General features: G+C 43.5%; 21 protein-coding genes, 1 other RNA gene and 1 other annotated feature. Of the genes, 19 read left to right on the top strand and 3 right to left on the bottom strand.

The features are described from left to right. Positions 1 to 53: 53 nt before the first annotated feature. The gene (locus tag ACXAF2_RS05035; protein WP_475137623.1) at positions 54 to 1796 is read right to left on the bottom strand and encodes an SH3 domain-containing protein; all 1743 of its coding nucleotides are present in this window, start codon (positions 1794 to 1796) and stop codon (positions 54 to 56) included. Positions 1797 to 1997: 201 nt separating this feature from the next. On the opposite strand from ACXAF2_RS05035, the gene ACXAF2_RS05030 reads away from it, so the two are divergent. The 10 genes from ACXAF2_RS05030 (at position 1998) to ACXAF2_RS04985 (ending at position 10871) form a co-directional block, all read left to right on the top strand. Then, on the top strand, positions 1998 to 2174 hold the full coding sequence (locus ACXAF2_RS05030; protein ID WP_113971304.1) for an RNA polymerase subunit sigma-70: 177 nt from the start codon (positions 1998 to 2000) through the stop codon (positions 2172 to 2174). A 70-nt stretch (positions 2175 to 2244) separates the two neighbouring features. Continuing rightward, positions 2245 to 2474: a binding site (T-box leader), on the top strand. 74 nt (positions 2475 to 2548) lie between these two features. After that, positions 2549 to 3823 carry a histidine--tRNA ligase gene (gene hisS, locus ACXAF2_RS05025; protein WP_475137622.1) on the top strand — a complete coding sequence of 425 codons (1275 nt, stop codon included), beginning with the start codon at positions 2549 to 2551 and terminating at the stop codon, positions 3821 to 3823. Between the two features lie 29 nt (positions 3824 to 3852). Continuing rightward, positions 3853 to 5622, top strand: coding sequence for an aspartate--tRNA ligase (gene aspS / locus ACXAF2_RS05020; RefSeq protein WP_475137621.1), 1770 nt, complete (start codon positions 3853 to 3855; stop codon positions 5620 to 5622). 70 nt (positions 5623 to 5692) lie between these two features. Further along, a non-coding RNA gene (ssrS, locus tag ACXAF2_RS05015) (6S RNA) lies at positions 5693 to 5882 on the top strand. Between the two features lie 199 nt (positions 5883 to 6081). Further along, complete coding sequence (locus ACXAF2_RS05010) at positions 6082 to 6846, top strand: tRNA threonylcarbamoyladenosine dehydratase (RefSeq protein ID WP_148995806.1); 765 nt, start codon at positions 6082 to 6084, stop codon at positions 6844 to 6846. A 282-nt stretch (positions 6847 to 7128) separates the two neighbouring features. Next, positions 7129 to 7908 (top strand): hypothetical protein, encoded by a 780-nt coding sequence (locus ACXAF2_RS05005; protein ID WP_475137620.1) that lies wholly within the window; start codon positions 7129 to 7131, stop codon positions 7906 to 7908. 3 nt (positions 7909 to 7911) lie between these two features. Beyond that, positions 7912 to 8286, top strand: a complete 375-nt coding sequence (locus ACXAF2_RS05000; protein WP_148969779.1) for a GntR family transcriptional regulator — start codon at positions 7912 to 7914, stop codon at positions 8284 to 8286. Between the two features lie 2 nt (positions 8287 to 8288). Next, positions 8289 to 9002 (top strand): ABC transporter ATP-binding protein, encoded by a 714-nt coding sequence (locus tag ACXAF2_RS04995; protein ID WP_475137619.1) that lies wholly within the window; start codon positions 8289 to 8291, stop codon positions 9000 to 9002. Further along, on the top strand, positions 9002 to 9928 hold the full coding sequence (locus tag ACXAF2_RS04990; protein ID WP_475139113.1) for an ABC transporter ATP-binding protein: 927 nt from the start codon (positions 9002 to 9004) through the stop codon (positions 9926 to 9928). Before ACXAF2_RS04995 ends, ACXAF2_RS04990 begins: the two co-directional genes overlap by 1 nt. Then, the gene (locus ACXAF2_RS04985) at positions 9921 to 10871 is read left to right on the top strand and encodes an ABC transporter permease (RefSeq protein WP_475137618.1); all 951 of its coding nucleotides are present in this window, start codon (positions 9921 to 9923) and stop codon (positions 10869 to 10871) included. Before ACXAF2_RS04990 ends, ACXAF2_RS04985 begins: the two co-directional genes overlap by 8 nt. Positions 10872 to 11534: 663 nt before the next feature. On the opposite strand, the gene ACXAF2_RS04980 is transcribed toward ACXAF2_RS04985, so the two are convergent. Together ACXAF2_RS04980 and ACXAF2_RS04975 are read right to left on the bottom strand one after the other, a co-directional pair. Next, positions 11535 to 12254 (bottom strand): protein-glutamine gamma-glutamyltransferase, encoded by a 720-nt coding sequence (locus ACXAF2_RS04980; RefSeq protein ID WP_475137617.1) that lies wholly within the window; start codon positions 12252 to 12254, stop codon positions 11535 to 11537. A gap of 297 nt (positions 12255 to 12551) precedes the next feature. Beyond that, entirely contained in the window at positions 12552 to 13826 is a 1275-nt protein-coding gene (locus ACXAF2_RS04975) for a replication-associated recombination protein A (RefSeq protein ID WP_475137616.1), read from the bottom strand. Positions 13827 to 14038: 212 nt separating this feature from the next. Here ACXAF2_RS04975 and cymR point away from each other — a divergent pair, with 212 nt between their 5' ends. The 9 genes from cymR (at position 14039) to ACXAF2_RS04930 (ending at position 23113) form a co-directional block, all read left to right on the top strand. Then, complete coding sequence (gene cymR, locus ACXAF2_RS04970; RefSeq protein WP_475137615.1) at positions 14039 to 14458, top strand: cysteine metabolism transcriptional regulator CymR; 420 nt, start codon at positions 14039 to 14041, stop codon at positions 14456 to 14458. A gap of 13 nt (positions 14459 to 14471) precedes the next feature. Continuing rightward, positions 14472 to 15614, top strand: coding sequence for a cysteine desulfurase family protein (locus ACXAF2_RS04965; protein WP_475137614.1), 1143 nt, complete (start codon positions 14472 to 14474; stop codon positions 15612 to 15614). A gap of 46 nt (positions 15615 to 15660) precedes the next feature. Then, positions 15661 to 16776 carry a tRNA 2-thiouridine(34) synthase MnmA gene (gene mnmA, locus ACXAF2_RS04960; protein ID WP_299738639.1) on the top strand — a complete coding sequence of 372 codons (1116 nt, stop codon included), beginning with the start codon at positions 15661 to 15663 and terminating at the stop codon, positions 16774 to 16776. A 178-nt stretch (positions 16777 to 16954) separates the two neighbouring features. Further along, positions 16955 to 17626: a tetratricopeptide repeat protein gene (locus tag ACXAF2_RS04955; protein WP_475137613.1), complete on the top strand. Its 672-nt coding sequence runs from the start codon at positions 16955 to 16957 to the stop codon at positions 17624 to 17626. A 17-nt stretch (positions 17627 to 17643) separates the two neighbouring features. Continuing rightward, on the top strand, positions 17644 to 20037 hold the full coding sequence (gene recD2, locus ACXAF2_RS04950) for an SF1B family DNA helicase RecD2 (RefSeq protein WP_475137611.1): 2394 nt from the start codon (positions 17644 to 17646) through the stop codon (positions 20035 to 20037). 935 nt (positions 20038 to 20972) lie between these two features. Next, complete coding sequence (locus tag ACXAF2_RS04945; RefSeq protein WP_148995798.1) at positions 20973 to 21569, top strand: biotin transporter BioY; 597 nt, start codon at positions 20973 to 20975, stop codon at positions 21567 to 21569. Between the two features lie 17 nt (positions 21570 to 21586). Then, positions 21587 to 22585, top strand: a complete 999-nt coding sequence (bioB, locus tag ACXAF2_RS04940) for a biotin synthase BioB (protein WP_475137610.1) — start codon at positions 21587 to 21589, stop codon at positions 22583 to 22585. A 195-nt stretch (positions 22586 to 22780) separates the two neighbouring features. Then, entirely contained in the window at positions 22781 to 22966 is a 186-nt protein-coding gene (locus tag ACXAF2_RS04935) for a hypothetical protein (protein WP_034757353.1), read from the top strand. A gap of 15 nt (positions 22967 to 22981) precedes the next feature. Then, on the top strand, positions 22982 to 23113 hold the full coding sequence (locus ACXAF2_RS04930) for a YrzQ family protein (protein WP_082051298.1): 132 nt from the start codon (positions 22982 to 22984) through the stop codon (positions 23111 to 23113). Positions 23114 to 23129 lie beyond the last annotated feature (16 nt).

The following is a 23129-nucleotide window of genomic DNA, read 5'->3' as shown; positions in this document are numbered from 1 at the left end:
AGGATCAGCTTTTCTTATATTTATTCCGATAGCATGTTATTCAGATCTCAGCATCAGTCGGAGAAATAATCCCCTAATCCATGATAGATAGCCGTTGCTGCCAGGTCTTGGAAATATTGTGTATTGACATTGGCTTCCTCTGCCGGATTACTTAAGAATCCCAGCTCCAAAAGGACAGCCGGCTGATTGTTTTCACGAACAACGTGATAATCTCCTACCCGTACACCGCGGTCTTTCGTCGGTAACCGATCTGCCAGGCTTCCATGAATTTCATCTGCAAGTTCCTTCTGGTGATCTTGGTAATAGTAGGTAGTATGCCCGACGATAGAGGAATCTAGAATGCTGTCAAAATGGAGGCTGATAAAGGCATCAGCCTGATAATAATGAGATAATGATACCCTTGATGGTAATGAAAGATATTCATCGTTTTTCCTTGTCAATACCACTTCGGCTCCAGCGCTCTTTAGTTTTTCGGCAAGGAGTTCCCCGGTTCTCATGGTAAGGAGCTTTTCCAATGTCCCGCTTGCTCCGGTCGTTCCGCTGTCCCTGCCTCCATGCCCCGGATCAATGACCACGACTTTATCTTGTAAGCCGCCGCTCCGCTTGCGTGAAGGAGTGGTGTTTTCCCCTGTGCTGGATCGGATGGACACTACCCAGCCGGCAACAAAACCTGCACTGCCGTCCTCTAATTTAATTTCATACCAATCTCCGTTTTTGCTGATAACGGGGAAGGTGTCACCACTGGAGCCCCGTTCGATGACGCTGGACCGGACGTTTGCTTCACTTCTGATATTGGTACCGTTGTAAAGGACTGTGACGTTCTCATTTTCTGAAGATGGTTCACTCTCATGAGCGGAGGCAGTTACGGTCTTTTGGACATACCAACCGGCAATCCAGCCTTTTTTCCCATTTGAGAGCTTAATCTGGTACCAATTGTTCTTCTCTTTTAATAAGGAATATTTCTCTCCTTTTGAGACCTTTCCAACGACACTCCCGTTTAAAGAGGTTTCATCACGGACATTTAAACCATGAACCGTAATGATTCCAATAAGATCTGTGGACGGGGAAGAATTCTCTTCTTCATCCGCCCTCGAAGAGAATTCTACATATGCATCATTCACCCAGGCCTTGTCACTGCCAAATTGAATCTCGTACCATCCGCTGACACTTCCTGTTACATCTACGTGATCACCCTTGTTTAATACTCCAAGGACTGAACTTTGAAGAGAAGGGGAGGTTCGAACATTAAGGGAGTTGTCGGTGATGATCCCTTGTTTATTCTCACTTTTTTTCGATGGGGAGGAAGTTGTGTTGTTTTCCGACACGTATTCCTCATGCACCCAGCCGCTGTCATTTCCCCATTCGATAAACAGCCAGTCCCCCTCTTCGTCGGAAACGGATACACTATCCCCTGTGTTTAGAACCGACACGACCCCTTCAGAGGTGCTTGGCCCTTTTCTGACGCGTAACCCATCTGTGATCACCCGGCCTTCCTGTTTGGGAGAAACGTTGGAAGCAGCAGATTTTACCGATACTAACCATTCGGCTACCCAGCCCTCACCACTATCGGTCCTGACCTTATACCAATCATTTTGTGTGTCTACTATACTGTACTCTTCCCCTCTATGTACCTTTGTCAGAACCGGGTAACTGAGTCCTGGACCTGTACGAACATTCAGAGTCGAAACACTGATCGTGGCTGTGCCTGTTTCTGCATGTGCATAATCAGCTTCGAGTGACTGAAAAGGAATGATCATGAGCACAATCAGTATCGATGCAATTATCTTCTTAATCATCTTCACCTCCTGTTAGAAATACCAACACCAATAGTAATATCGGACCTTTTCACTGAGATATTGATTGAAATTTAGAAAATTCATCGAAAAAATCCCTTATTGTTTTTAATACGATAAAAAAAATTAAATTCCTCTAAAACGAAATAAAAATAGGTAATTGGAAATGATAGAGTTAAGGATTGTTTTGAAAGGGTGAAGGAAATGAGGTCAAGTGAAAAAGGGTTTATGAATGCAAATGGTGATAACCAGCTGTTCGGTGTGGATTTTCATCAGTTTCTAGAACGTGAGAAAGATGCATTAAATGTGGAACTTGCTTCCGAGTTCGGGTTATCGTTGAAAGAAGTTAAGCTACTGAAAAAGAAAATGGAAAGATCGTAACGAAATTTTCTTTAACCTCTTGACATGAACTGACGGCATCCGTATCATTATAGAAATAAAATAACATTTACAAAAACCGTTGATCGAGCATAGTAGCTGACACCCACGTGTAAAGAGAGGAAATGCCTTGGCTGAGAGCATTTCTACAATGTGACTTAGTGAATGAACACTCAGGAGGTTTCTCTCTGAAAAAGTTTCTTTAGTAGGAGATGAACGTACCAGGCGTTAACTGGCTAAGTGGAGGTCTATATAGACTTCAATTAGGGTGGCACCACGGGAATAACAGCTCTCGTCCCTTGTATGATATACAAGGGATTGAGGGCTTTTTTTATTTACATAAATATCAATGTGCTTGATAAAAGGAGGAAATCAACTTGTCCATTCAGATTCCAAGAGGTACACAGGACATTCTACCAGGTGAAGTAGAAAAGTGGCAGTATGTAGAGGAAGTGGCGAAGAATCTTTGCCACGTCTATCAGTATAATGAAATCCGCACCCCTATCTTTGAGGCGAGCGAGTTGTTTACCAGAGGCGTAGGAGATACGACGGATATCGTTCAAAAAGAAATGTATATGTTTGAAGATCGCGGAGGCAGAAGCTTGGCGCTTCGACCTGAAGGAACCGCTTCTGTGGTTCGCTCCTTTGTAGGAAATAAGATGTTCGGGCATCCAAATCAACCAACGAAGCTCTTTTACTCAGGCCCTATGTTCAGGTACGAAAGACCTCAAGCCGGCCGCTATCGCCAATTTGTACAGTTCGGGGTTGAGGCATTGGGAAGTGAAGACCCTGCGATTGATGCAGAAGTGATTTCATTAGCGATGGGGATTTATAAGAAACTGGGACTTACTCAATTAAAGCTAGTCATTAATAGCCTTGGCGATTCGGGTAGTCGAAATGCTCACAGAGAGGCGCTCATCAATCACTTTAAACCAAGAATCGATGAATTCTGTGGAGACTGTCAGAATCGTTTAGAGAAGAATCCATTACGCATTCTGGATTGTAAAAAAGACCGTGACCATGAATTAATGTCTACAGCACCCTCGATTCTCGAGTACTTAAACGACGAATCGAAAGCCTATTTTGAAAAAGTCCAAACGTACCTAACAGGGATGGATGTTGATTTCGTAGTCGATCCGACTCTTGTTCGAGGCCTTGATTATTATAATCACACAGCTTTTGAAATCATGAGTGACGCAGAAGGTTTTGGAGCCATCACGACCCTTTGTGGTGGAGGACGTTACAATGGATTGGTGGAAATGATCGGTGGTCCGGAAACTCCAGGAATCGGTTTTGCCTTTAGTATTGAAAGACTCCTTTCCGCACTAGAAGCTGAAAACGTTGAACTTCCAATTGAACAAGGCGTCGATTGTTTTATCGTTTCAATGGGAGAAGAAGCGAAGGACTATTCAGTTAAGCTTCTTCACAATTTAAGGCAGGTTGGAATTTCTTCAGAGAAGGATTACTTGGATCGTAAGGTGAAAGGTCAATTTAAAGCGGCGGACCGTTATGAAGCGAAATATGTAGCCGTCATTGGCGACAATGAATTACAGGAAAATAAAATCAACCTGAAAGATATGTCCACTGGTGAGCAGGAAAAAGTAAGTCTTGATTCTTTTGTAGAGAATGTGAAAAGCAAACTTGGTAAATAGAACCCGTTGATTTTGACAAGGAGGAGAACATGATGACGAAAAGAACAGCATATTGTGGAGATATTACAGAATCATACATCGGTGAAAAAATAACGATTAAAGGCTGGGTACAAAAGAGAAGGGATCTGGGTGGATTAATCTTCATCGACCTTCGTGACAGAGAAGGAATCGTACAAGTCGTCTTTAATCCGGATTTATCAGAAGAAGCCCTCGCCCTTGCGGAGAAAATTCGTAATGAGTATGTACTTAGTGTGACAGGTACTGTCGTGGCAAGAGGAGAAGGAACCGTCAATCCTAACCTGAGAACGGGGAAAGTTGAAATTCATGTAGAAGAGGTTCAAATCATAAATGAAGCGAAGACCCCTCCTTTCATGGTTGATGATCAAATGGAAGTGTCGGAAGATGTCCGCTTGAAATATCGTTACGTAGACCTTCGCCGCCCAGCGATGATGGAAACGTTAAGAATGCGTCATAATGTGACGACATCGTTCCGTACCTTCTTAAACGAAAACGGATTCCTGGATGTGGAAACACCGATTTTAACAAAGAGTACGCCTGAAGGTGCCCGTGATTACTTAGTGCCAAGCCGTGTTCATCAAGGTGAATTTTACGCGCTGCCACAATCACCGCAAATCTTCAAACAATTGTTGATGGTTTCCGGCTTCGACCGTTATTATCAAATTGCCCGCTGTTTCCGTGACGAAGATCTTCGAGCAGATCGTCAACCGGAATTCACTCAGATTGATATGGAAATGAGCTTTATGGATACAGAACAAATCATTACCCTTGTAGAGGATATGATGAAGAAGCTGATGAACGATGTGAAGGATCACAATGTTCAATTACCATTCCAAAGAATGACGTATGATGATGCCATGAGTCGATACGGCTCTGACAAACCGGATACGCGTTTTGGAATGGAACTGATCGATGTATCGGAAATCGTGAAGGAGTCCGGATTTAAAGTATTCGCAGGCGCAGTAGCAAGCGGTGGTCAGGTGAAACTGATCAACGTAAAAGGCGGGGCTTCCCAGTATTCCCGTAAAGACATCGATGGGTTAACTGAGTTTGTTTCCCGTTACGGTGCAAAAGGACTTGCCTGGTTAAAGGTAGAAGAAGAAGGCTTAAAAGGACCTATTTCCAAGTTTGTAACAGAAGAAGATGCTTCCCAAATCTCTGCTTCAGCAAATGCAGAACCGGGAGACTTATTGCTTTTCGTGGCTGATAAAAAATCAGTAGTGGCAGATGCCCTTGGTGCTCTTCGCCTGAAATTAGGGAAAGAGTTGAAACTGATCGATGAAACAAAATTCAATTTCTTGTGGGTGACCGACTGGCCGTTGTTTGAATTTGATGAAGGCGAGAATCGTTATTATGCTGCCCACCATCCATTCACAATGCCGGTGAGAGAAGACCTGGAACGTTTCGATACGGACCCTTCTTCTGTCCGTGCCGAAGCATATGACCTTGTATTGAATGGGTACGAACTTGGAGGGGGATCCCTTCGAATTTATGAGCGTGATATTCAAGAAAAGATGTTTAAAGTACTTGGTTTCTCAAAAGAAGAAGCAGAAAAGCAGTTTGGGTTCCTATTAGAAGCCTTTGAATATGGAACACCTCCACATGGTGGGATTGCACTTGGTCTAGACCGTTTAGTTATGCTTCTTGCAGGGCGCACAAATCTTCGCGATACGATCGCCTTCCCTAAAACGGCGAGTGCAAGCTGTGTATTGACGGATGCTCCTGGTGAAGTGAGTGAAGCTCAGTTAAAAGAGTTATCCTTGTCGCTGGATGTAGAATAATGTAAATAAGTTCCGGGGGTCATTCGTTGAAATCCTCAAGGTGATATGATATTATTTAAACAATCACAAACGAGTCCTGATGTGTGCGACGTTTTTACCTAACAGTTTTGACCGAACACTTCAAACTTTGGGAGCTTGACGTTTCTGCTAGGCGTTCATGCCTCATGCCGAGGACTAACAAATAGTGGAATAAAGCACCCACCTGCCGAGAGCGGGTTCAAAACGAAGGAAATGATGGCGGCGGCACGATTGGGACTCGTCCCAATACGATTTTAATTGAAGATCCTATAGAATGAAGAGTCAGGCTGAAAGCAGCCTGGCTTTTTTTTTGAGTCTAAACCTTCTCTTAATAGGGTAAACGATAGAGGAGGGCAACATTTCATATTGATTTTCGTTTCTCTATCCTTTATTCTAATTCAGTATAAACCTAGTTGAATACTTATAATGGAGTTGATTATTTTGCTACACCAGTTTTCAAGAAATGAACTAGCGATCGGTAAGGAAGGTCTTCAAACCCTTAAGAATAGTACGGTGGCAGTACTCGGAATCGGGGGAGTGGGATCCTTTGCAGCTGAAGCTTTAGCCAGGTCAGGTGTAGGCCGTCTTGTATTAGTGGATAAAGATGATGTGGATATTACAAATGTGAACCGTCAAGTTCATGCATTGCTTTCTACAGTAGGTCAGCCGAAAGTCGATCTGATGAGAGACCGCATCATGGATATTAATCCGGACTGTGAAGTCATCGCCTTAAAGATGTTCTATACGGAAGAAACCTACGAAGAATTCTTCAATCAAGGATTGGATTACGTCATAGATGCTTCTGATACGATTTCGTATAAAATACACTTAATGAAAGAATGTTTAAAGCGCGATATACCATTGATTGCGAGCATGGGAGCGGCGAATAAAACCGATCCGACACGCTTCAAAATTGCCGATATCAGCAAGACGCATACGGATCCGATCGCAAAGGTGATCCGTACCCGCCTGAAGAAAGAGGGCATTAAAAAAGGTGTAACGGTTGTTTTCTCTGATGAGAGTCCCATCGTCATCCGTGAAGATATCAGAAAAGAAGTAGGGAAAGATGATGCAAAGATTCGTAAAGCCCAACTACCCCCTTCTTCAAACGCATTTGTCCCATCGGTTGCAGGTCTTATTGCAGCAAGTCATGTGATGAACCAGCTGTTGAAGCATATTGAAATCAAAAGAGTAAAAGACAAATGATGGTCATGTAATTGTAAGGACTGGATCCATTTTCGGATTCAGTCCTTTTTATGTAGCGAAGAATCAATGAATAATAAGAGACTTCCAATATTAGTTGATCTTCTTCTTCCTCAGTCCAAAGTCTTTTTTTCTTTCCATTTCCCATCCTCCTCTCTTCTTATCTTTACACACACCAGCAAAAAAATAATTCCATTAATTAGGTGAATAAGGTATTGACGGTATAATGTGTCATAGTGTACTATCTAACTAGAACACTAAAACACGTTATGAAGGAGTGCAAGTATGAACGCATTCAAAGGTCTTCTTTGGAAAGACTTCAAAACCTCCAAGGTTTGGTTCTATGGCTGGATTGGCATTGTTTTTCTGATTTACATCATAGGAATGGTGATCGGAAACTTTGTCAACGAACCTATAATCGTTCAAATATTCATTATCATGATCGGTGTGTTTCACTTTGCGTTTCTACCGGGCATTGTCTTGTCCATGCTTCGATTGGAAGGAAAGACGCAGCTTTGGCTCCATAGTCCTTATAGTGGATTCATTCTTTTATTACCGAAACTGATTATTGCCATTATCTATTCTACGGCTTCACTTCTATTAGTGGATCTTTTAGGTGTTATCACCTTGGCTGCCTTTCCTGAGGATTCTCTTTTTTCCTATTGGCCAATCAAAGAAGGAATCCTATTTAATTTGGGAGTAACAGTAGTTGGTCTATATTTTTCCGGATGGACGATATTCTTGTGGACCTTCTACCACTCACTTTCAAAGTTTCCATCCATCAAGAATATACGATGGATGTTTGTAGCTGGTTTTATCATTGTGTATCAAAGTGTTGTTGCATTTCTTATGAGCATTAAATGGGTGGAAAACATACTCTTCAATGCTTTTACAGTTGAAGTGAGTTCGGGTGTCTTTCTCTCGGTTGGTTCTAATGAGGCGAATGCCGGTTTTGACCCTGAAATGATCCAGCTGCCCTTGTTGCCGTTTGTATTCGAAGGAATGGTCATGATAATCGTATTTATCATTTCCTGCTGGCTATTAGATCGTAAGGTTGAGGTGTAATACATGACAGAAGAATATACAGCCTCCAAGCCGATATACCTGCAAATAGCTGATCGTATCATACGTGAGATTGTAAGAAAAGAATTATCTCCGGGTGACAAACTGCCTTCTGTACGGGAAATGGCCGTTCAATCCGGAGTGAATCCAAATACCATTCAGCGTACGTATAGCGAATTAGAGAGGATGGACATTGTGGAGACGAGGAGAGGGCAGGGAACATTTGTCACGGAAAAGGAAGAGGTTCTTTCGGTTTTGAACGAAAAGCTCCAAGAGGAAGTAATCGAGTTGTTCATTAAAAACATGAAAGAACTGGGGTTATCAAAAGAACAAATGATAAAAAGCGTCGAGAGATATCTTGCCGAAAGAGGGGGGGAATAGGGTTGGTTGTGAAATTTGAAGCTGTGACCAAGAAATACGGAAATGAATTGGCCTTGAAGAATACGTCGTTTCACTTCGAAAAGGGGAAGATTTATGGTCTTCTAGGCCCAAATGGCAGCGGGAAATCGACCACTTTAAAGATGATAGCGGGATTGGTTCTTCCAAGTGTTGGTTCAGTGACCATGAACGGTAAGCCGATTACCCGGAAACGAGCCGATGAAGTGGCGTATTTAACAGAGTTGGATATGTTTTATGAAGCATTTACTGTTGATGGGATGATCCGGTTTTACTCTTCTCAGTTTTCGGACTTTGATATACAGCGGGCACATGAGCTGGTGGAATTCATGGAACTGGACAGTGTGAAAAAAATCAAGCATTTATCAAAAGGGAATCGCGGCAGGCTGAAGCTTGTTCTTGCCCTGTCCAGAAATACCGAGGTCCTGCTCCTGGATGAACCATTTTCAGGATTGGATCCCATGGTAAGGGACTCCATCGTGAAAGGTCTCTTATCCTATATCGATTTCGGGAATCAGACAGTGATCATTGCAACCCATGAAATCGATGAAATTGAAGGGATTCTGGATGAGGCGTATATCATCATTGATGGTGAAATGAAAGGGCACTGTCAGGTAGAAGAGCTTAGAGAAATAGAAGGATTGTCTGTCCTGCAGTGGTTGAAGCAAACATCAACGAAAAAAGAAGGGAAGATGAAATGATGAAGACGGTTGTGCAATTACAGGGTGTCTCAAAAGTCATTAAAGGCAAGACTATTATCGATAATTTATCCTTTGATGTGTATGAAGGGGAAGTATTCGGTTTTCTTGGACCGAATGGAGCAGGAAAAACGACGACGATCCGAATGATAGTAGGATTAATGAATATTTCAAAAGGAGACGTCCTGATTTCTGGGAAAAGCATCAAAAAAGATTTCGAAGGTGCCATTAAGGATGTTGGTGCCATCGTTGAAAACCCGGAGCTTTATAAGTTCATGTCGGGATATCAAAACTTAAAACATTTTGCCCGCATGCAAAATGGAATCACCGAAGAAAGAATGAAGGAAGTCATCGAACTGGTCGGTTTAACCGACCGCATCAACGATAAAGTGAAAACCTATTCGCTTGGAATGAGACAGCGCTTGGGTCTGGCGCAATGCCTGCTCCATAAACCAAAGCTCCTCATACTCGATGAGCCTACAAATGGCTTGGATCCTGCCGGTATCCGCGAAATTCGTGCGTATATCAGAAAGCTTGCCCAGGAAGAGGGTATGGCGGTCATCGTATCTAGTCACTTATTATCCGAAATGGAAATGATGTGCGATCGAATCGGGATCATCCAATCCGGAAAGCTTGTGGATGTACAGCAGGTACGTGATTTCGTCGAAGGTTCCGAACAGGTTTACCATTTTGAGGTGAATGATGTAGATAAAATCAAAGCTGTACTCAAGAAGTTCGATCCGAAAATCAAATATGAAACGAAGGGTTCGGAAGTACAGGTCGCTTTAACGAAGGATCAAGTACCGAATGTCATACGGGCATTTGTGGAAGCAGATGTTCAAATCTATAGTGTCATGCCAATTGCCAAGACACTGGAAGATAGATTCTTGGAAATCACGAATGAAAAAGGAGAGGTCGTGCATGCTTAGTCTCATTAGAAATGAATGGACAAAAATATTCAAAAGGGTCGGAACATATGTCATGCTCGGATTGCTTATTCTCATTATTGGAGTGACGGCAGCTTTTACGAAGTATGATGACGGGAAAGCAAAGGAATCGGAAAACTGGAAGCAGGAACTCTCAGCACAAGTGGAAGCAGATAAACAAATGTTGTCGGAAAATCCAAATATGAACAAATTCATCGAGAAAGACACGGAACGAAGAATTGCGTTAAATGAATATCGCATTGAAAATGACATTCAGCCGAAAGTGAAAGAAACGGTTTGGACGTTTGTTGAAACGAATGCCTTTTCCGTACTTGTTGTAGGTCTATTTGCCATCATTGTGGCAGCGGGGATTGTCGCAAGTGAATTCAGCTGGGGTACGATCAAGCTTTTGCTCATTCGTCCCATCTCAAGGACAAAGATCCTTCTATCCAAGTACTTCACCGTCATCTTATACGGAATGAGCATGCTAATGGTATTATTCGTCGTATCATTCCTGATCGGGCTTCTATTATTTGGCGGAACAGATCAGTCCACCCACCTGGCGTATGTGGATGGAAAGGTAGTCGAACAGAACATTATCGGGTACTTGATCAAAACGTACTTATTGAAAACCATTGATGTCGTGATGATGGCTACAATGGCCTTCATGATTTCAACTGTGTTCAGAAGCAGCTCACTGGCTATCGGGATATCCTTGTTTCTATTATTTGTGGGAGCCAATGCAACGAGCCTGCTGGCCCTTCGATTCGACTGGGCGAAATTCAGTTTGTTCGCAAACACAGATCTGACTCAATACACAGGTTTCACTCCACCGCTAGTGGACGGAATGACCATGGGCTTCTCCATCACCATGCTCATCATCTACTTCATCATCTTCCAGCTTCTTGCATTCATCGTCTTTAATAAGAGAGATGTGGCGGCATAGAAAAGCGGAGGCGGCTTGGTCAGACCCGACAAGCATAAGGCGAACATCCCGGAAAGGTGCCCTTTGCCTTTTTGGGAAGTTTGACTTATGACCTCGAGGGTCTAGCCGCCGTAGCTGGACAAAGAAAAGCGGAGGCGGCTTGGTCAGACCCGACAAGCATAAGGCGAACATCCCGGAAAGGTGCCCTTTGCCTTTTTGGGAAGTTTGACTTATGACCTCGAGGGTCTAGCCGCCGTAGCTGGACAAAGAAAAGCGGAGGCGGCTTGGTCAGACCCGACAAGCATAAGGCGAACATCCCGGAAAGGTGCCCTTTGCCTTTTTGGGAAGTTTGACTTATGACCTCGAGGGTCTAGCCGCCGTAGCTGGACAAAGAAAAGCGGAGGCGGCTTGGTCAGACCCGACAAGCATAAGGCGAACATCCCGGAAAGGTGCCCTTTGCCTTTTTGGGAAGTTTGACTTATGACCTCGAGGGTCTAGCCGCCGTAGCTGGACAAAGAAAAGCGGAGGCGGCTTGGTCAGAACCGACAAGCATAAGGCGAAGTTCCCGGAAAGGCGTCCTTTGCCTTTTGGGGAAGTTTGACTTATGACCTCGAGGGTCTAGCCGCCAGAGCTGGACAACTAAAAAGCAATAAAAAGTGACGGACTCATCAGAGTGCGTCACTTTTATGCATACCGGTATAAATCTGAGAACTTCAAACGTGTGACTTGTTGAAGGAGAAAGGCTGATTCAGTGGCATCTTTTTTTCGAAGAGTATTTAAAGCTTCTATCATTTCATCATGAGTCATGATTCCCACACCGTGCCCAAAATACTGATCCTCTTCTAAAAACACAGCATTTTCCCCCATCCATATCGGATCGTCATAGTCAGGGTTAGAGAAATAGTATACATCCCCTGGAATATAGTCCACGCCTTCATAGGTGACCATACTCATATCATCGTCATAATTATGTCCCCAGACTAATAGGGGAGAGAACAACTGATTAAAATAAGAAGTCCTGATCGTATCAAGAATCGATTTATAGTATATGAGGACAATGCTGGTGACGCATTCGAAGCTATAGGCTGAGCTATTTGTGAATATATCTTCAATGGCCTCTGATGGACGCTTCGAGTCGCGAAGTCTATATCCGTATGGAGTCTTGATCCAAAAAGTAGAGTTAAAATAGGAGTGTTCAAAGGCAGCAAATTTAGCGTCGCCCTCACCCATGCTCCTTGCATTGACAATGAATCGTTCCCGCAACTTCAACTCAAATCTGAGCTCGCCCAAGTCACGGTAGCGATACTCCGTAGGGCTGCTATCCAGCGCTTTAACGATGCTTTCTTCTACAGGTGATAGATTCTTCAGCCCTTTGCTGGACAAACCATTTTCAATGATAATCAATCAATACACCTCCAGGCCTTTTTACTAATGTATGATGGGGTGGAGAGATATGGCATTGACACGTTAAAAAAAGAGCTTATCCCTAAAATAAACCTGCCGGAAAGTGAGAATCACTTTCCGGCAGGTTCGCCTTATGCTTGTCGCCTCTGGGCGAGCCACCTCAGCTTTTGTGTCATCCAGCTCCGGCGGCTAGAGGCTCGAGGTCATAAGTCAAACCTGCCAAAAAGGCAAAGAACGCGCCTTTCCGGCAGGTTCGCCTTATGCTTGTCGCCTCTGAACGAGCCGCCTCCGCTTTTGTTAGTTCATCTGCTTATTAATTTTCTCATACACCTGAGCAATCGCCTGTTCAAACTTGCCTGTCGATTTAGGAGTGTAGTATTGGGCGTTCTTAAGTTTATCTGGTAAATAGGTTTGGGGTACCCACCCTGATTCATAGTTGTGTGGATACTTGTATTCGATCCCTCTACCAAGTTCTTTTGCCCCTTGATAATGGGCGTCTTTCAAGTGATCCGGAACCTCACCGCTTTTTCCCTTACGGATATCACTGAGTGCAAGGTCGATGGCCGTGATCGCCGAGTTCGATTTAGGTGAGAGACAAAGCTCTATGATCGCGTTGGCTAAAGGAATTCTCGCTTCTGGAAACCCGATTTTCTCAGCTGTTTCTACTGCTGCCAGTGTTCTTGGTCCCGCTTGGGGGTTGGCAAGTCCGATATCCTCATAGGCAATCACCAATAGTCTGCGGGCGATGCTCGGAAGGTCCCCGGCTTCAACGAGTCTGCCTAAATAATGAAGAGCGGCATTCACGTCACTCCCGCGGATCGATTTCTGAAACGCGCTTACGACATCGTAATGAGCGTCTCCATCTTTATCGTGTGAAAAACTTTTCTTTTGCAGACACTCTTCCGCGATGCTGACATCAATATGAATCACACCGTCCTCATCCGGTGAAGTGGACATGACCGCCAGTTCCAATGCATTCAGCGAACTCCTCACATCTCCGAAGCTGCTGCTTGCAAAGTGGTCAATCGCTTCGCAGGTTACATCAAGTGAATATCCACCTAAACCACGCTCTTCATCTCCAATGGCCCGCTGCAAGGCGATTTTCATTTCATCGATCGTCAGCGGCTTTAACTCGAAAATTTGGCATCTGCTTCTGATCGCTGGATTAATGGCATGGTAGGGGTTGCTCGTCGTTGCACCTATCAATGTGATCATACCGTTCTCCAAATAAGGAAGGAGAAAATCCTGCTTCCCTTTATCCAAGCGATGGACCTCATCCAAAAGAAGGATCACTTTCCCGGACATTTTGGCTTCTTCTGCTACAATTTGAATATCTTTTTTATTATTGGTTACGGCATTCAGTGTTTTAAATCGGTATTTCGTACTTCCGGCAATGGCGCTCGCGATGGATGTCTTTCCGATACCCGGTGGACCGTATAAGATCATGGATGACAGCTGCTTCGCTTTTACCATCCTGTCTATGATTTTTCCTTCTCCAACTAAATGCTGCTGCCCGATGATCTCATCAATAGTCTTCGGTCTCATCTTAAAGGCAAGTGGTTTAATCGACATGAAACATCTCTCCAAACTGACGTTCTAGTTAAATTCACTTTATCATAGGAGGTTCTCTTAAGGAAATATTGTGGCTGGAAAAAGGGGGGAAGTGTATGAAGCCGCCCCTTTCACAGTGAGAGGACGGATATGCTATAATAACAAAAGTCAATATAGTAGAAAAATACGTCCCGATAAACGAGAGGTTATTAAATATAGTAGAGGTGCTGGACATGAAGATATCAACTAAAGGCCGATACGGTTTAACGATTATGATTGAATTAGCAAAACGCCATGGTGAAGGGCCGACTTCACTGAAAACAATCGCACAGCAGCATGAGCTGTCGGAACATTATCTTGAACAACTGGTCGCCCCACTGCGTAATGGCGGTCTTGTTAGAAGTATCCGGGGGGCTTACGGGGGGTATGTGTTGGGACATGATCCATCTGAAATCACAGCGGGAGATATTATTCGGATCCTTGAAGGGCCAATTAGTCCTGTAGAAGGAATTGAAGATGAAGAACCGGCAAAACGTGAGCTATGGATCCGGATCCGGGATGCCGTTAAAGAAGTACTCGACAATACAACGATCGAAGATTTAGCCAGTCATTCAGATGACGGTGAATCAGATGCATACATGTTCTATATCTAGGAGGTAACGAAAAATGGAAAGAGTGTACCTGGATCATGCTGCAACGTCTCCCATGCATCATGAAGTAATTGAAGAAATGACTTCAGTGATGAAGGAGTCCTTTGGTAATCCATCGAGCATTCATTCATTTGGCCGTGCATCACGTCATCTTGTCGACCGTGCACGTACCATTATCGCTCAAAGCATTCATGCAGATTACAATGGCATCATTTTTACAAGCGGAGGAACTGAAGCGGATAATTTAGCCATTATCGGTTCAGCCCGGGCGAATAAAGGAAAAGGAAATCACATCATTACGACACAAACCGAGCATCATGCGGTTTTACATGCGTGTGAATTTCTCGAATCTCAAGGATTTGATGTGACCTATCTACCGGTTGACCGTACTGGCAGGATATCAGTGGAGGAACTGCAAAGGGAACTTCGAGATGATACGATACTTGTTACAATTATGTTTGGGAATAATGAGGTAGGAACGATTCAGCCGATTAAAGAAATTGGACAGCTCCTTCGAAATCATCAGGCTTATTTTCACACAGATGCTGTACAAGCGTTTGGCTTGACACACATTGACGTGAAGGAGCTTGGGATCGATATGCTTTCGGTTTCGGGTCATAAAATAAATGGTCCTAAAGGAATAGGCTTTCTTTATTCACACAAAAATGTGGAACTTCAGCCTGGATTACATGGTGGAGAACAGGAAAGAAAGCGCCGAGCAGGTACAGAAAACGTCCCGGCCATTGTGGGTCTTGGAAAGGCTGTAGAAATTGCTCGAAAAACCATTGAAGAGAAGAATTCTCAATACCCTCGTTTCAAGGCTTTACTGAAAGGGACCTTAGCCGGAGAAGGCATTGATTTTGAGGAGAACGGATCTCTTGAGCATGGATTGCCCCATGTGCTAAACTTAAGCTTTCCCGGCACGGATGTAGAGTCCATGCTGGTGAATTTAGATATGTCAGGTATCGCTGTATCAAGCGGTTCTGCTTGTACGGCTGGATCTATAGAGCCTTCACATGTATTGGTCGCGATGTTTGGCAAACAGTCAGGGAATTCAAGGAACTCCATCCGTTTCAGCTTTGGTCAGGGGAACACGGATGAGCAGATTGTCTGGACTGCCCATGAAGTCGCAAAAATCGTGAAGCGATTAACATCATAAGATTGTTGTCCGCAACGGACAAATGACGAATAAGGAGGTGGCGTTAGTGAAAAAAGAACCAAAGGATACAAGAGTGGTCGTTGGGATGTCTGGTGGAGTAGATTCTTCTGTGGCCGCATTATTATTAAAGCAACAAGGCTATGAAGTCATCGGGATTTTCATGAAAAACTGGGATGATACCGATGAAAATGGAGTTTGTACCGCAACAGAAGATTACAACGATGTGATTCGGGTATGTAACCAAATTGGTATTCCTTACTACGCTGTGAATTTTGAAAAACAATACTGGGATAAAGTGTTTACGTATTTCCTTGACGAATATAAAGCAGGAAGAACACCAAACCCGGATGTGATGTGTAATAAAGAAATTAAGTTCAAAGCATTCCTTGATCATGCACTGAAGCTTGGTGCAGATTATCTGGCAACCGGCCACTATGCACAGGTTGAATACCGTGATGGAGAATACAAGATGCTCCGCGGTGTCGACAACAATAAGGATCAAACGTACTTCCTCAATCAGTTAGGCCAGGAGCAACTTGAAAAAGTGATGTTCCCACTAGGAGGCATCGACAAGAAAAAGGTTAGGGAAATTGCTAAGGAAGCGGGCCTTGCGACTGCTGCCAAGAAAGACAGTACGGGGATTTGCTTCATCGGTGAACGCAACTTCAAAGATTTCTTAAGCAATTACTTACCTGCCCAACCGGGAACGATGGAAACATTAGATGGTAAAGTGATGGGAAAACACGATGGATTGATGTACTATACGATTGGCCAACGTCATGGACTGGGTATAGGTGGAGCAGGTGAACCCTGGTTCGCCATCGGTAAGGACCTGGAAAGGAACGTGCTCTATGTAGGTCAAAGCTTTGAGCATCCTGCCCTCTATTCAGATTCCATTCTCGCAACGGATGTCCACTGGACTTCAAATGGAGAGAAACCAGCTGAATTCGCCTGTACGGCAAAATTCCGTTACCGTCAGGATGATAACAACGTAACGGTCATTCCTTTAGAAGATGGTAAGGTGAAGGTCATCTTTGACGAGCCTATACGTGCTGTTACACCAGGACAAGCCGTTGTTTTCTACAACGGTGATGAGTGTCTGGGTGGAGGAACGATCGATACCATTTATAAAGATGAGAAAAAACTTACGTATGTAGGTTAAGATAATCCACAAAAAGGACTGAGAAGAAGAGATGTACAACCTCTCTTCTCTCAGTCCTTTTTTTATCATTGATGGATATCAATATTGAGAGTACCTTATGTTATACTAGAAGCGATACGCGGGAAAGAACCTTACTCAACTTGCATACATAAATCATAACAATATAGAGGTGTTTGAATTGGATAAGAACTTAAAAGGAATTGAGTTATTACAAGAAGGAAAAGTAGAAGAGGCAGTGAAGCTTTTTACAGAAGCCATCGAAGAAAACCCTAAGGATCCTGTCGGATATATTAATTTCGGGAACGTGTTAATGTCAGTTGGAGACAATGAAAAGGCAAAGAAGTTTTTCGAACGGGCGATCTCGATCGACGACAATGCAGGGGCAGCATACTATTCCCTGGGGAACCTGTACTTTAATGAAAATAACTTTGATGAAGCAAAGGATCAGTTTGAAAAAGCTGTTTCAAAAGGTATGGAAAATGCCGACGTTTACTTCATGCTTGGAGTCAGTTTGTTCCAATTAGAGCAGCCGAGACTCGCACTTCCTTACTTACAACGAAGTGTCGAACTGAATGAAGAGGACATAGAGGCACGCTTCCAGTTAGGTCTATGCTTAGCGAAGGTTGAAGCATACGAAGAAGCGATTGCGCAATTATCTCAAGTAGTGGAAGCAGATCCAACACATGCCGATGCTTACTACAACTTAGGGGTTGCCTATGCTGGTCATAAGGATGATGCAAATACGGCACTGATGTATTTTAATAAAGCAATCGAAGTTCAACCAGATCATATGCTGGCGGGTTATGGCATCAAGATGATCGAAAAGCTTAAAAATGAACAAAGTGAATAGTTAGGAGGTTCACTGATTTGAGCCAGCAAGATTCTTTAAAGCTGTTTGGTGAGGAAGAAATCTATATAAAAGGAAGGCACCTTGTCACGATTTTTCATAATGAGGAAAATCTCTATACCGTCGTTCGGATCCGGGTGGACGAAACGAATGATTCTTATGAAGACAAAGAAGCGGTCGTAACCGGGAATTTTCCCAAGATACATGAAGATGAGACCTACGTGTTTTACGGGAGGTTTCAAGATCATCCAAAGTTTGGCATGCAGTTTCTTGCAAAGCATTTCAAAAAAGAAATCCCACAAACCACACAAGGTGTCGTCCATTACTTATCAAGTGATTTATTTAAAGGGATCGGGAAGAAAACAGCTGAGAAAATTGTGGAGCATATCGGGGAAAATGCCATCACGAAAATACTCGAAAATCCAAGCCTCCTTGATGAAATTCCAAAGCTTCCAAAGGAAAAGGCGAAAAGTATTTATGATACGCTTTCCGAGCATCAAGGCTTGGAGCGGGTCATGATCATGTTGAATGATCTGGGGTTTGGGCCCCAAATCTCCATGAAGGTCTATCAAGCCTATAAAGAGCAGGCTCTTGAGATCATTCAAAATAACCCCTATAAGCTCGTGGAAGATATTGAAGGAATCGGCTTTACACGGGCCGATGAGATTGGTTCAAAGATTGGTTTGACAGGCAGTCATCCCGACCGGATCAAAGCAGGCTGTTTGTACACCCTTGAACAAACATGTGTAAAGCAGGGCCATGTCTATCTCGAGGCAGAAGAACTCATTGTAACGGTGAAGGAGCTCCTTGAGAAAAGTCAGCCCGAAAAGGTCGATTACACTGAAATATCCAGTCAACTGGTTTCCTTGGAGGAAGAGGGGAAAGTCATTGGAGAAGGCACAAAAGTGTACGTTCCTTCTCTTTACTTCTCTGAAAAAGGGATCGTGACAAACATTGAAAAGATTTTGTCTCAAACCCAATATGAAGATCAATTTCCTCAATCCGAATTTCTACTGTCACTTGGAGCACTTGAGGACCGTCTGGGAGTGCAATACGCACCTTCCCAAAAACAAGCCATCGAAACAGCATTGATGTCCCCCATGCTCCTGTTGACCGGAGGACCCGGAACAGGTAAGACGACCGTCATTCAGGGGATTGTCGAGCTGTTTGCTGATCTCCATGGCTGCTCCTTGGATCCAAAGGATTACAAAGATGAACCCTTCCCTGTCTTACTGACAGCCCCGACTGGTCGAGCGGCGAAGCGAATGACAGAATCCACGGGGCTACCTGCCATGACGATTCACCGTCTTTTAGGCTGGAACGGTCAAGAAGGATTTCAGAGTGATGAAGAACGTGCGATTGAAGGGAAGCTGTTAATTGTGGATGAAGTGTCCATGGTCGACACATGGCTTGCCCATCAATTATTGAAGGCCCTGCCTGAGGATATTCAAGTGATATTTGTCGGAGATGAGGATCAATTACCGTCTGTAGGTCCCGGGCAGGTACTAAAGGACCTTTTGAAATCGGAAGTGGTACCGACAGTCAGGTTAACGGATATTTATAGACAGGAAGAGGGATCTTCCATTATTGAACTTGCTCACTATATGAAAAGGGGACAGGTTCCTGCAGATCTGACCAAACAGCAAAAGGATCGATCCTTCTTTCCATGCAGAACCAATCAGATATCCGAAGTCGTTCAAAAAGTCGTTGAGAACGCCAAGAAAAAAGGGTACTCCCCGAAAGATATACAGGTCCTTGCTCCTATGTATCGAGGCCCTGCAGGTATTGATCGATTGAATGAACTCCTTCAAGAAATCTTCAATAGCAATGACGGTACCCGCAAAGAGATCGCCTTCGGAGATGTGAAATATCGTATTGGGGATAAAGTTCTTCAACTGGTGAATCAACCTGAAAACAATGTTTTCAACGGAGACATCGGTGAAATCGTCTCGATCTTTTATGCGAAAGAAAACACCGAAAAGCAAGATATGATCATTGTTTCATATGAAGGAAATGAGGTCACCTATACGAGGCAGGATCTCATGCAAATTACCCATGCGTATTGCTGCTCGATTCATAAGTCACAAGGAAGTGAGTTTCCCATTGTGATTTTACCTGTCGTGAAAAGCTATTATCGAATGCTGAGAAGGAATCTTCTTTACACTGCCATTACCAGGAGCAAGCAATTCCTCATTCTTTGTGGAGAGCTTGATGCTTTTAAGCTTGGAGTGGAGAGGGAAGATGATTTTCTCCGCAAAACATCTCTAAGCGAAAAACTGAACGGTTTAACCGCTGGAGAAGAGAATACGGCAATCTCTTCTGAAGAAGGTTTATCCATTGAAGAAATCTTGCTGAATGAGGATCCAATGATTGGAATGGAAGGGATCAGCCCCTATGATTTCATGAAAGCATAAGGTCAACGAATGAAAATTTCTCCTGCAGAAATGAGTCATTCGTTGACCTTTTCTATTGGTTTACTGTCTCGCCCACTGGTTTTGCACATCTTTCAAATAAGTGAATTTGTGTTTTAGATGAAGGTGGGAACATAACGAGGACCGTTCCTTTCCGCTCCAGGCACTTGCTTTCCGCGGGGAGGAAGTCAAGCCTCCTCGGGCTTTGCCCTGCGGGGTCTCGACCTTTCCTCTATCTCCCGCAGGAGTCAAGTGCCTTCCGCTGCAATCCACTCTGTGCTACTACCTTGTTTCTGCTTGTATGTATAGATAAACAAATTTTCTACGAAAGAGTACAAAAAAATGTGTGTTAACTCATAATTAGGAAAAGCATATTGAACTAACTTTCAAATGGATCAGACAATTCATTTGGTCTATATTTGGTAGCAAATGTTAACTGCATAAATAGCTATATCTTTTCCTTGAATGACAAAAAATAGTTCGAAAATCAAAAATCACTCTTTTCTGTAGATAATCTTTTTTGCTCCGCGGTAAATAACCTTTAGTGAAGAGTAGTGGTCGATCTTCAATAGTGTACTGAAATTCTGTTTTCTATAGTTTGTTTTTGTCACTTTTAATCTCTGTCAGGCGAATTTCTTATAGATGGTGAGGGGAACTGCATAGACTCCTGCGGAAGTACGGGCGTGCCGAGACCCCGTTCGGCTAAGCTGAGGAGGCTCGGCCGAACGTCCGCGGAAAGCGAAGCGGTTCCCCTCACCATCCAGCACACACTAATGGACAGAGCCTAAGCAGATCTTCAGTTTATAAATATAAACAATCATTGCGAAATGAGCCTATTGATAACAATAATTGTTAACGTAAAAATAAATTAAGTTGACATATATTCAAGGAAAGCGATATCCTTATCTTGTAGAAAAAAGACAGATGGGGGAAGACAGATGAATAGAAAGTTAAGGACAATCGATCTTACACTGGCAGGGATGTTTGTTGCACTTATGGCGATAGGTGCCAACATCACGACATTCGTACCTTTTATGGTAGTGGGCGGTGTTCCCATTACGTTACAAACGTTCTTCGCCATTTTAGCAGGAGCGATCCTTGGAAGCAGGGTCGGGGCGATTTCCATGACAGTATACGCACTGGTAGGACTAGTGGGTGTTCCGGTATTTGCACGATTTGGAGCAGGGTTATCCTCTATTGTGAGCCCGACATTCGGATTTATCGTTTCGTTTATTTTCACAGCATACATTACCGGTAAAATCGTAGAAAAACATAAAGGGATCAAGGTCTACATTTTTGCGGCACTAGTCGGGATGACTGTTAATTATGTGGTCGGTACGAACTGGATGTATGCAGCATACAAGCTTTGGGCTGCAGCCCCTGAAGGGTTTACATATAAACTTGCATGGGCCTGGATGGTGGTTCCTTTACCGAAGGATATCATATTAGCCGTATGTGCTGGAATAATGGCTCATCGCCTGGAGAAATCGGTCTTATCAAAGAGTACATTCAAGAATATAAAAAGAGCGGCATAAAAGGGGAGGAATTTCACATGAAAACGTGGAAGGAACTGGCACTTGGAGTGATCGAGGGAGAAGAAATCACAAATGAAGAGGCTTTATCGATTTTACAAAGTCGGGATGATGAGCTTCTGGAATTATTGCATAGCGCTTACCTGATTCGAAAACATTATTATGGGAACAAAGTGAAATTAAATATGATCATCAATACGAAATCAGGTTTATGCCCTGAAAACTGCGGCTATTGTTCGCAGTCCATTGTTTCGAATGCTCCGATCGAGAAATATCGCATGGTGGATAAAGAGACGATATTAAAAGGGGCCAAAAATGCTCACCAGCTTAATGTGGGAACGTATTGTATTGTGGCGAGTGGAAGGGGACCGAGCAATCGTGAAGTCGATCATGTGGTTTCGGCAGTAAAGGAAATCAAAGAGCAGTATAACTTAAAAGTATGTGCATGTTTAGGCTTATTAAAAGGCGATCAGGCGAAACGGTTAAAGGAAGCAGGGGTGGACCGTTATAACCATAACATCAATACTTCAGAGAACCATCATGAAAACATCACCACTTCCCATACCTATGAAGACAGGGTGAATACCGTTGAACAAGCGAAAGCACAAGGGATTTCTCCCTGTTCCGGAATCATTGTAGGCATGAAAGAGACATTGCAGGATGTGGTTGATATGTCCCGCAGTTTAAAGGTGCTGGATGCCGACTCCATTCCAGTGAACTTTTTACATGCTATAGATGGTACACCTCTTGAAGGAACAAACGACCTCGATCCGAGATATTGTTTGAAGGTTCTTTGTTTGATGCGCTTCATCAACCCGACAAAAGAGATCCGTATTTCAGGGGGACGGGAAGTGAATCTTCGCAGCTTACAGCCACTGGGACTTTATCCAGCCAACTCGATTTTCGTTGGTGATTACTTAACGACAGCCGGCCAGGAAGGGACAGCCGATCACCAAATGCTTGAAGATCTGGGGTTTGAGGTTGATTATGTGAAGGAAGTAAGTGAGCAGGCAACCTAATAAATAAATTTAGGTGGGTGCTTTGGAAAAGGTTACTCTTTATAAAATCAAGAAAATATCCCACACTATATAAGAACGGTGATTAAACATCGTTTGGGCGGATATTCTCATTGAACAAGTATAAAACGAGCTCGGATTGGTCATGATGGTAGGGAATACACACCAGGTTTGGTGTAATAGAGGTGAACCTTACCGATGAAGTGTCCAAATTGTCAGAGCAAAGATATCGGAAAGATCGGCATCAACCAATATTATTGTTGGGGTTGCTATATAGAGCTTTCCTTGTCCAAGGGAGTCATTCATACTCATCAAGTGGAAGAGGATGGATCACTGAGCTCCTTAGACGACTTGTTTGATGAGGAAGAACGCCGACTAAGCTAGGAAGAGGTGTCTTTCTTGAACAAAACATTTGCATCCATCGTTGGTTTTGGAGCAGGAATCGCTGCTTCTATCTATTCTCAAAGATCCAATATGATGAACCAAAGACAAATGAAACGAATTCGTAAACAAGTAAAGAAACTTTTTTAACAGCTAAAAAGGCTGA

This window comes from Rossellomorea sp. ABR4_004, assembly GCF_056159585.1.
Note: the sequence above shows the minus strand (reverse complement) of the source record. Positions and strands in the feature narration are given on the sequence as shown.

What these genes read in the sequence shown, in the direction of transcription:
- cymR (WP_475137615.1), top strand. Translation starts at nt 14,039, where the DNA reads ATGAAGATATCAACTAAAGGCCGATACGGTTTAACGATTATGATTGAA.
- aspS (WP_475137621.1), top strand. Translation starts at nt 3,853, where the DNA reads ATGATGACGAAAAGAACAGCATATTGTGGAGATATTACAGAATCATAC.
- ACXAF2_RS04990 (WP_475139113.1), top strand. Translation starts at nt 9,002, where the DNA reads ATGAAGACGGTTGTGCAATTACAGGGTGTCTCAAAAGTCATTAAAGGC.
- ACXAF2_RS04965 (WP_475137614.1), top strand. Translation starts at nt 14,472, where the DNA reads ATGGAAAGAGTGTACCTGGATCATGCTGCAACGTCTCCCATGCATCAT.
- bioB (WP_475137610.1), top strand. Translation starts at nt 21,587, where the DNA reads ATGAAAACGTGGAAGGAACTGGCACTTGGAGTGATCGAGGGAGAAGAA.
- ACXAF2_RS05000 (WP_148969779.1), top strand. Translation starts at nt 7,912, where the DNA reads ATGACAGAAGAATATACAGCCTCCAAGCCGATATACCTGCAAATAGCT.
- ACXAF2_RS04975 (WP_475137616.1), bottom strand. Translation starts at nt 13,826, where the DNA reads ATGTCGATTAAACCACTTGCCTTTAAGATGAGACCGAAGACTATTGAT.
- ACXAF2_RS04935 (WP_034757353.1), top strand. Translation starts at nt 22,781, where the DNA reads ATGAAGTGTCCAAATTGTCAGAGCAAAGATATCGGAAAGATCGGCATC.
- ACXAF2_RS04985 (WP_475137618.1), top strand. Translation starts at nt 9,921, where the DNA reads ATGCTTAGTCTCATTAGAAATGAATGGACAAAAATATTCAAAAGGGTC.
- ACXAF2_RS05035 (WP_475137623.1), bottom strand. Translation starts at nt 1,796, where the DNA reads ATGATTAAGAAGATAATTGCATCGATACTGATTGTGCTCATGATCATT.
- ACXAF2_RS04945 (WP_148995798.1), top strand. Translation starts at nt 20,973, where the DNA reads ATGAATAGAAAGTTAAGGACAATCGATCTTACACTGGCAGGGATGTTT.
- ACXAF2_RS05005 (WP_475137620.1), top strand. Translation starts at nt 7,129, where the DNA reads ATGAACGCATTCAAAGGTCTTCTTTGGAAAGACTTCAAAACCTCCAAG.
- ACXAF2_RS05030 (WP_113971304.1), top strand. Translation starts at nt 1,998, where the DNA reads ATGAGGTCAAGTGAAAAAGGGTTTATGAATGCAAATGGTGATAACCAG.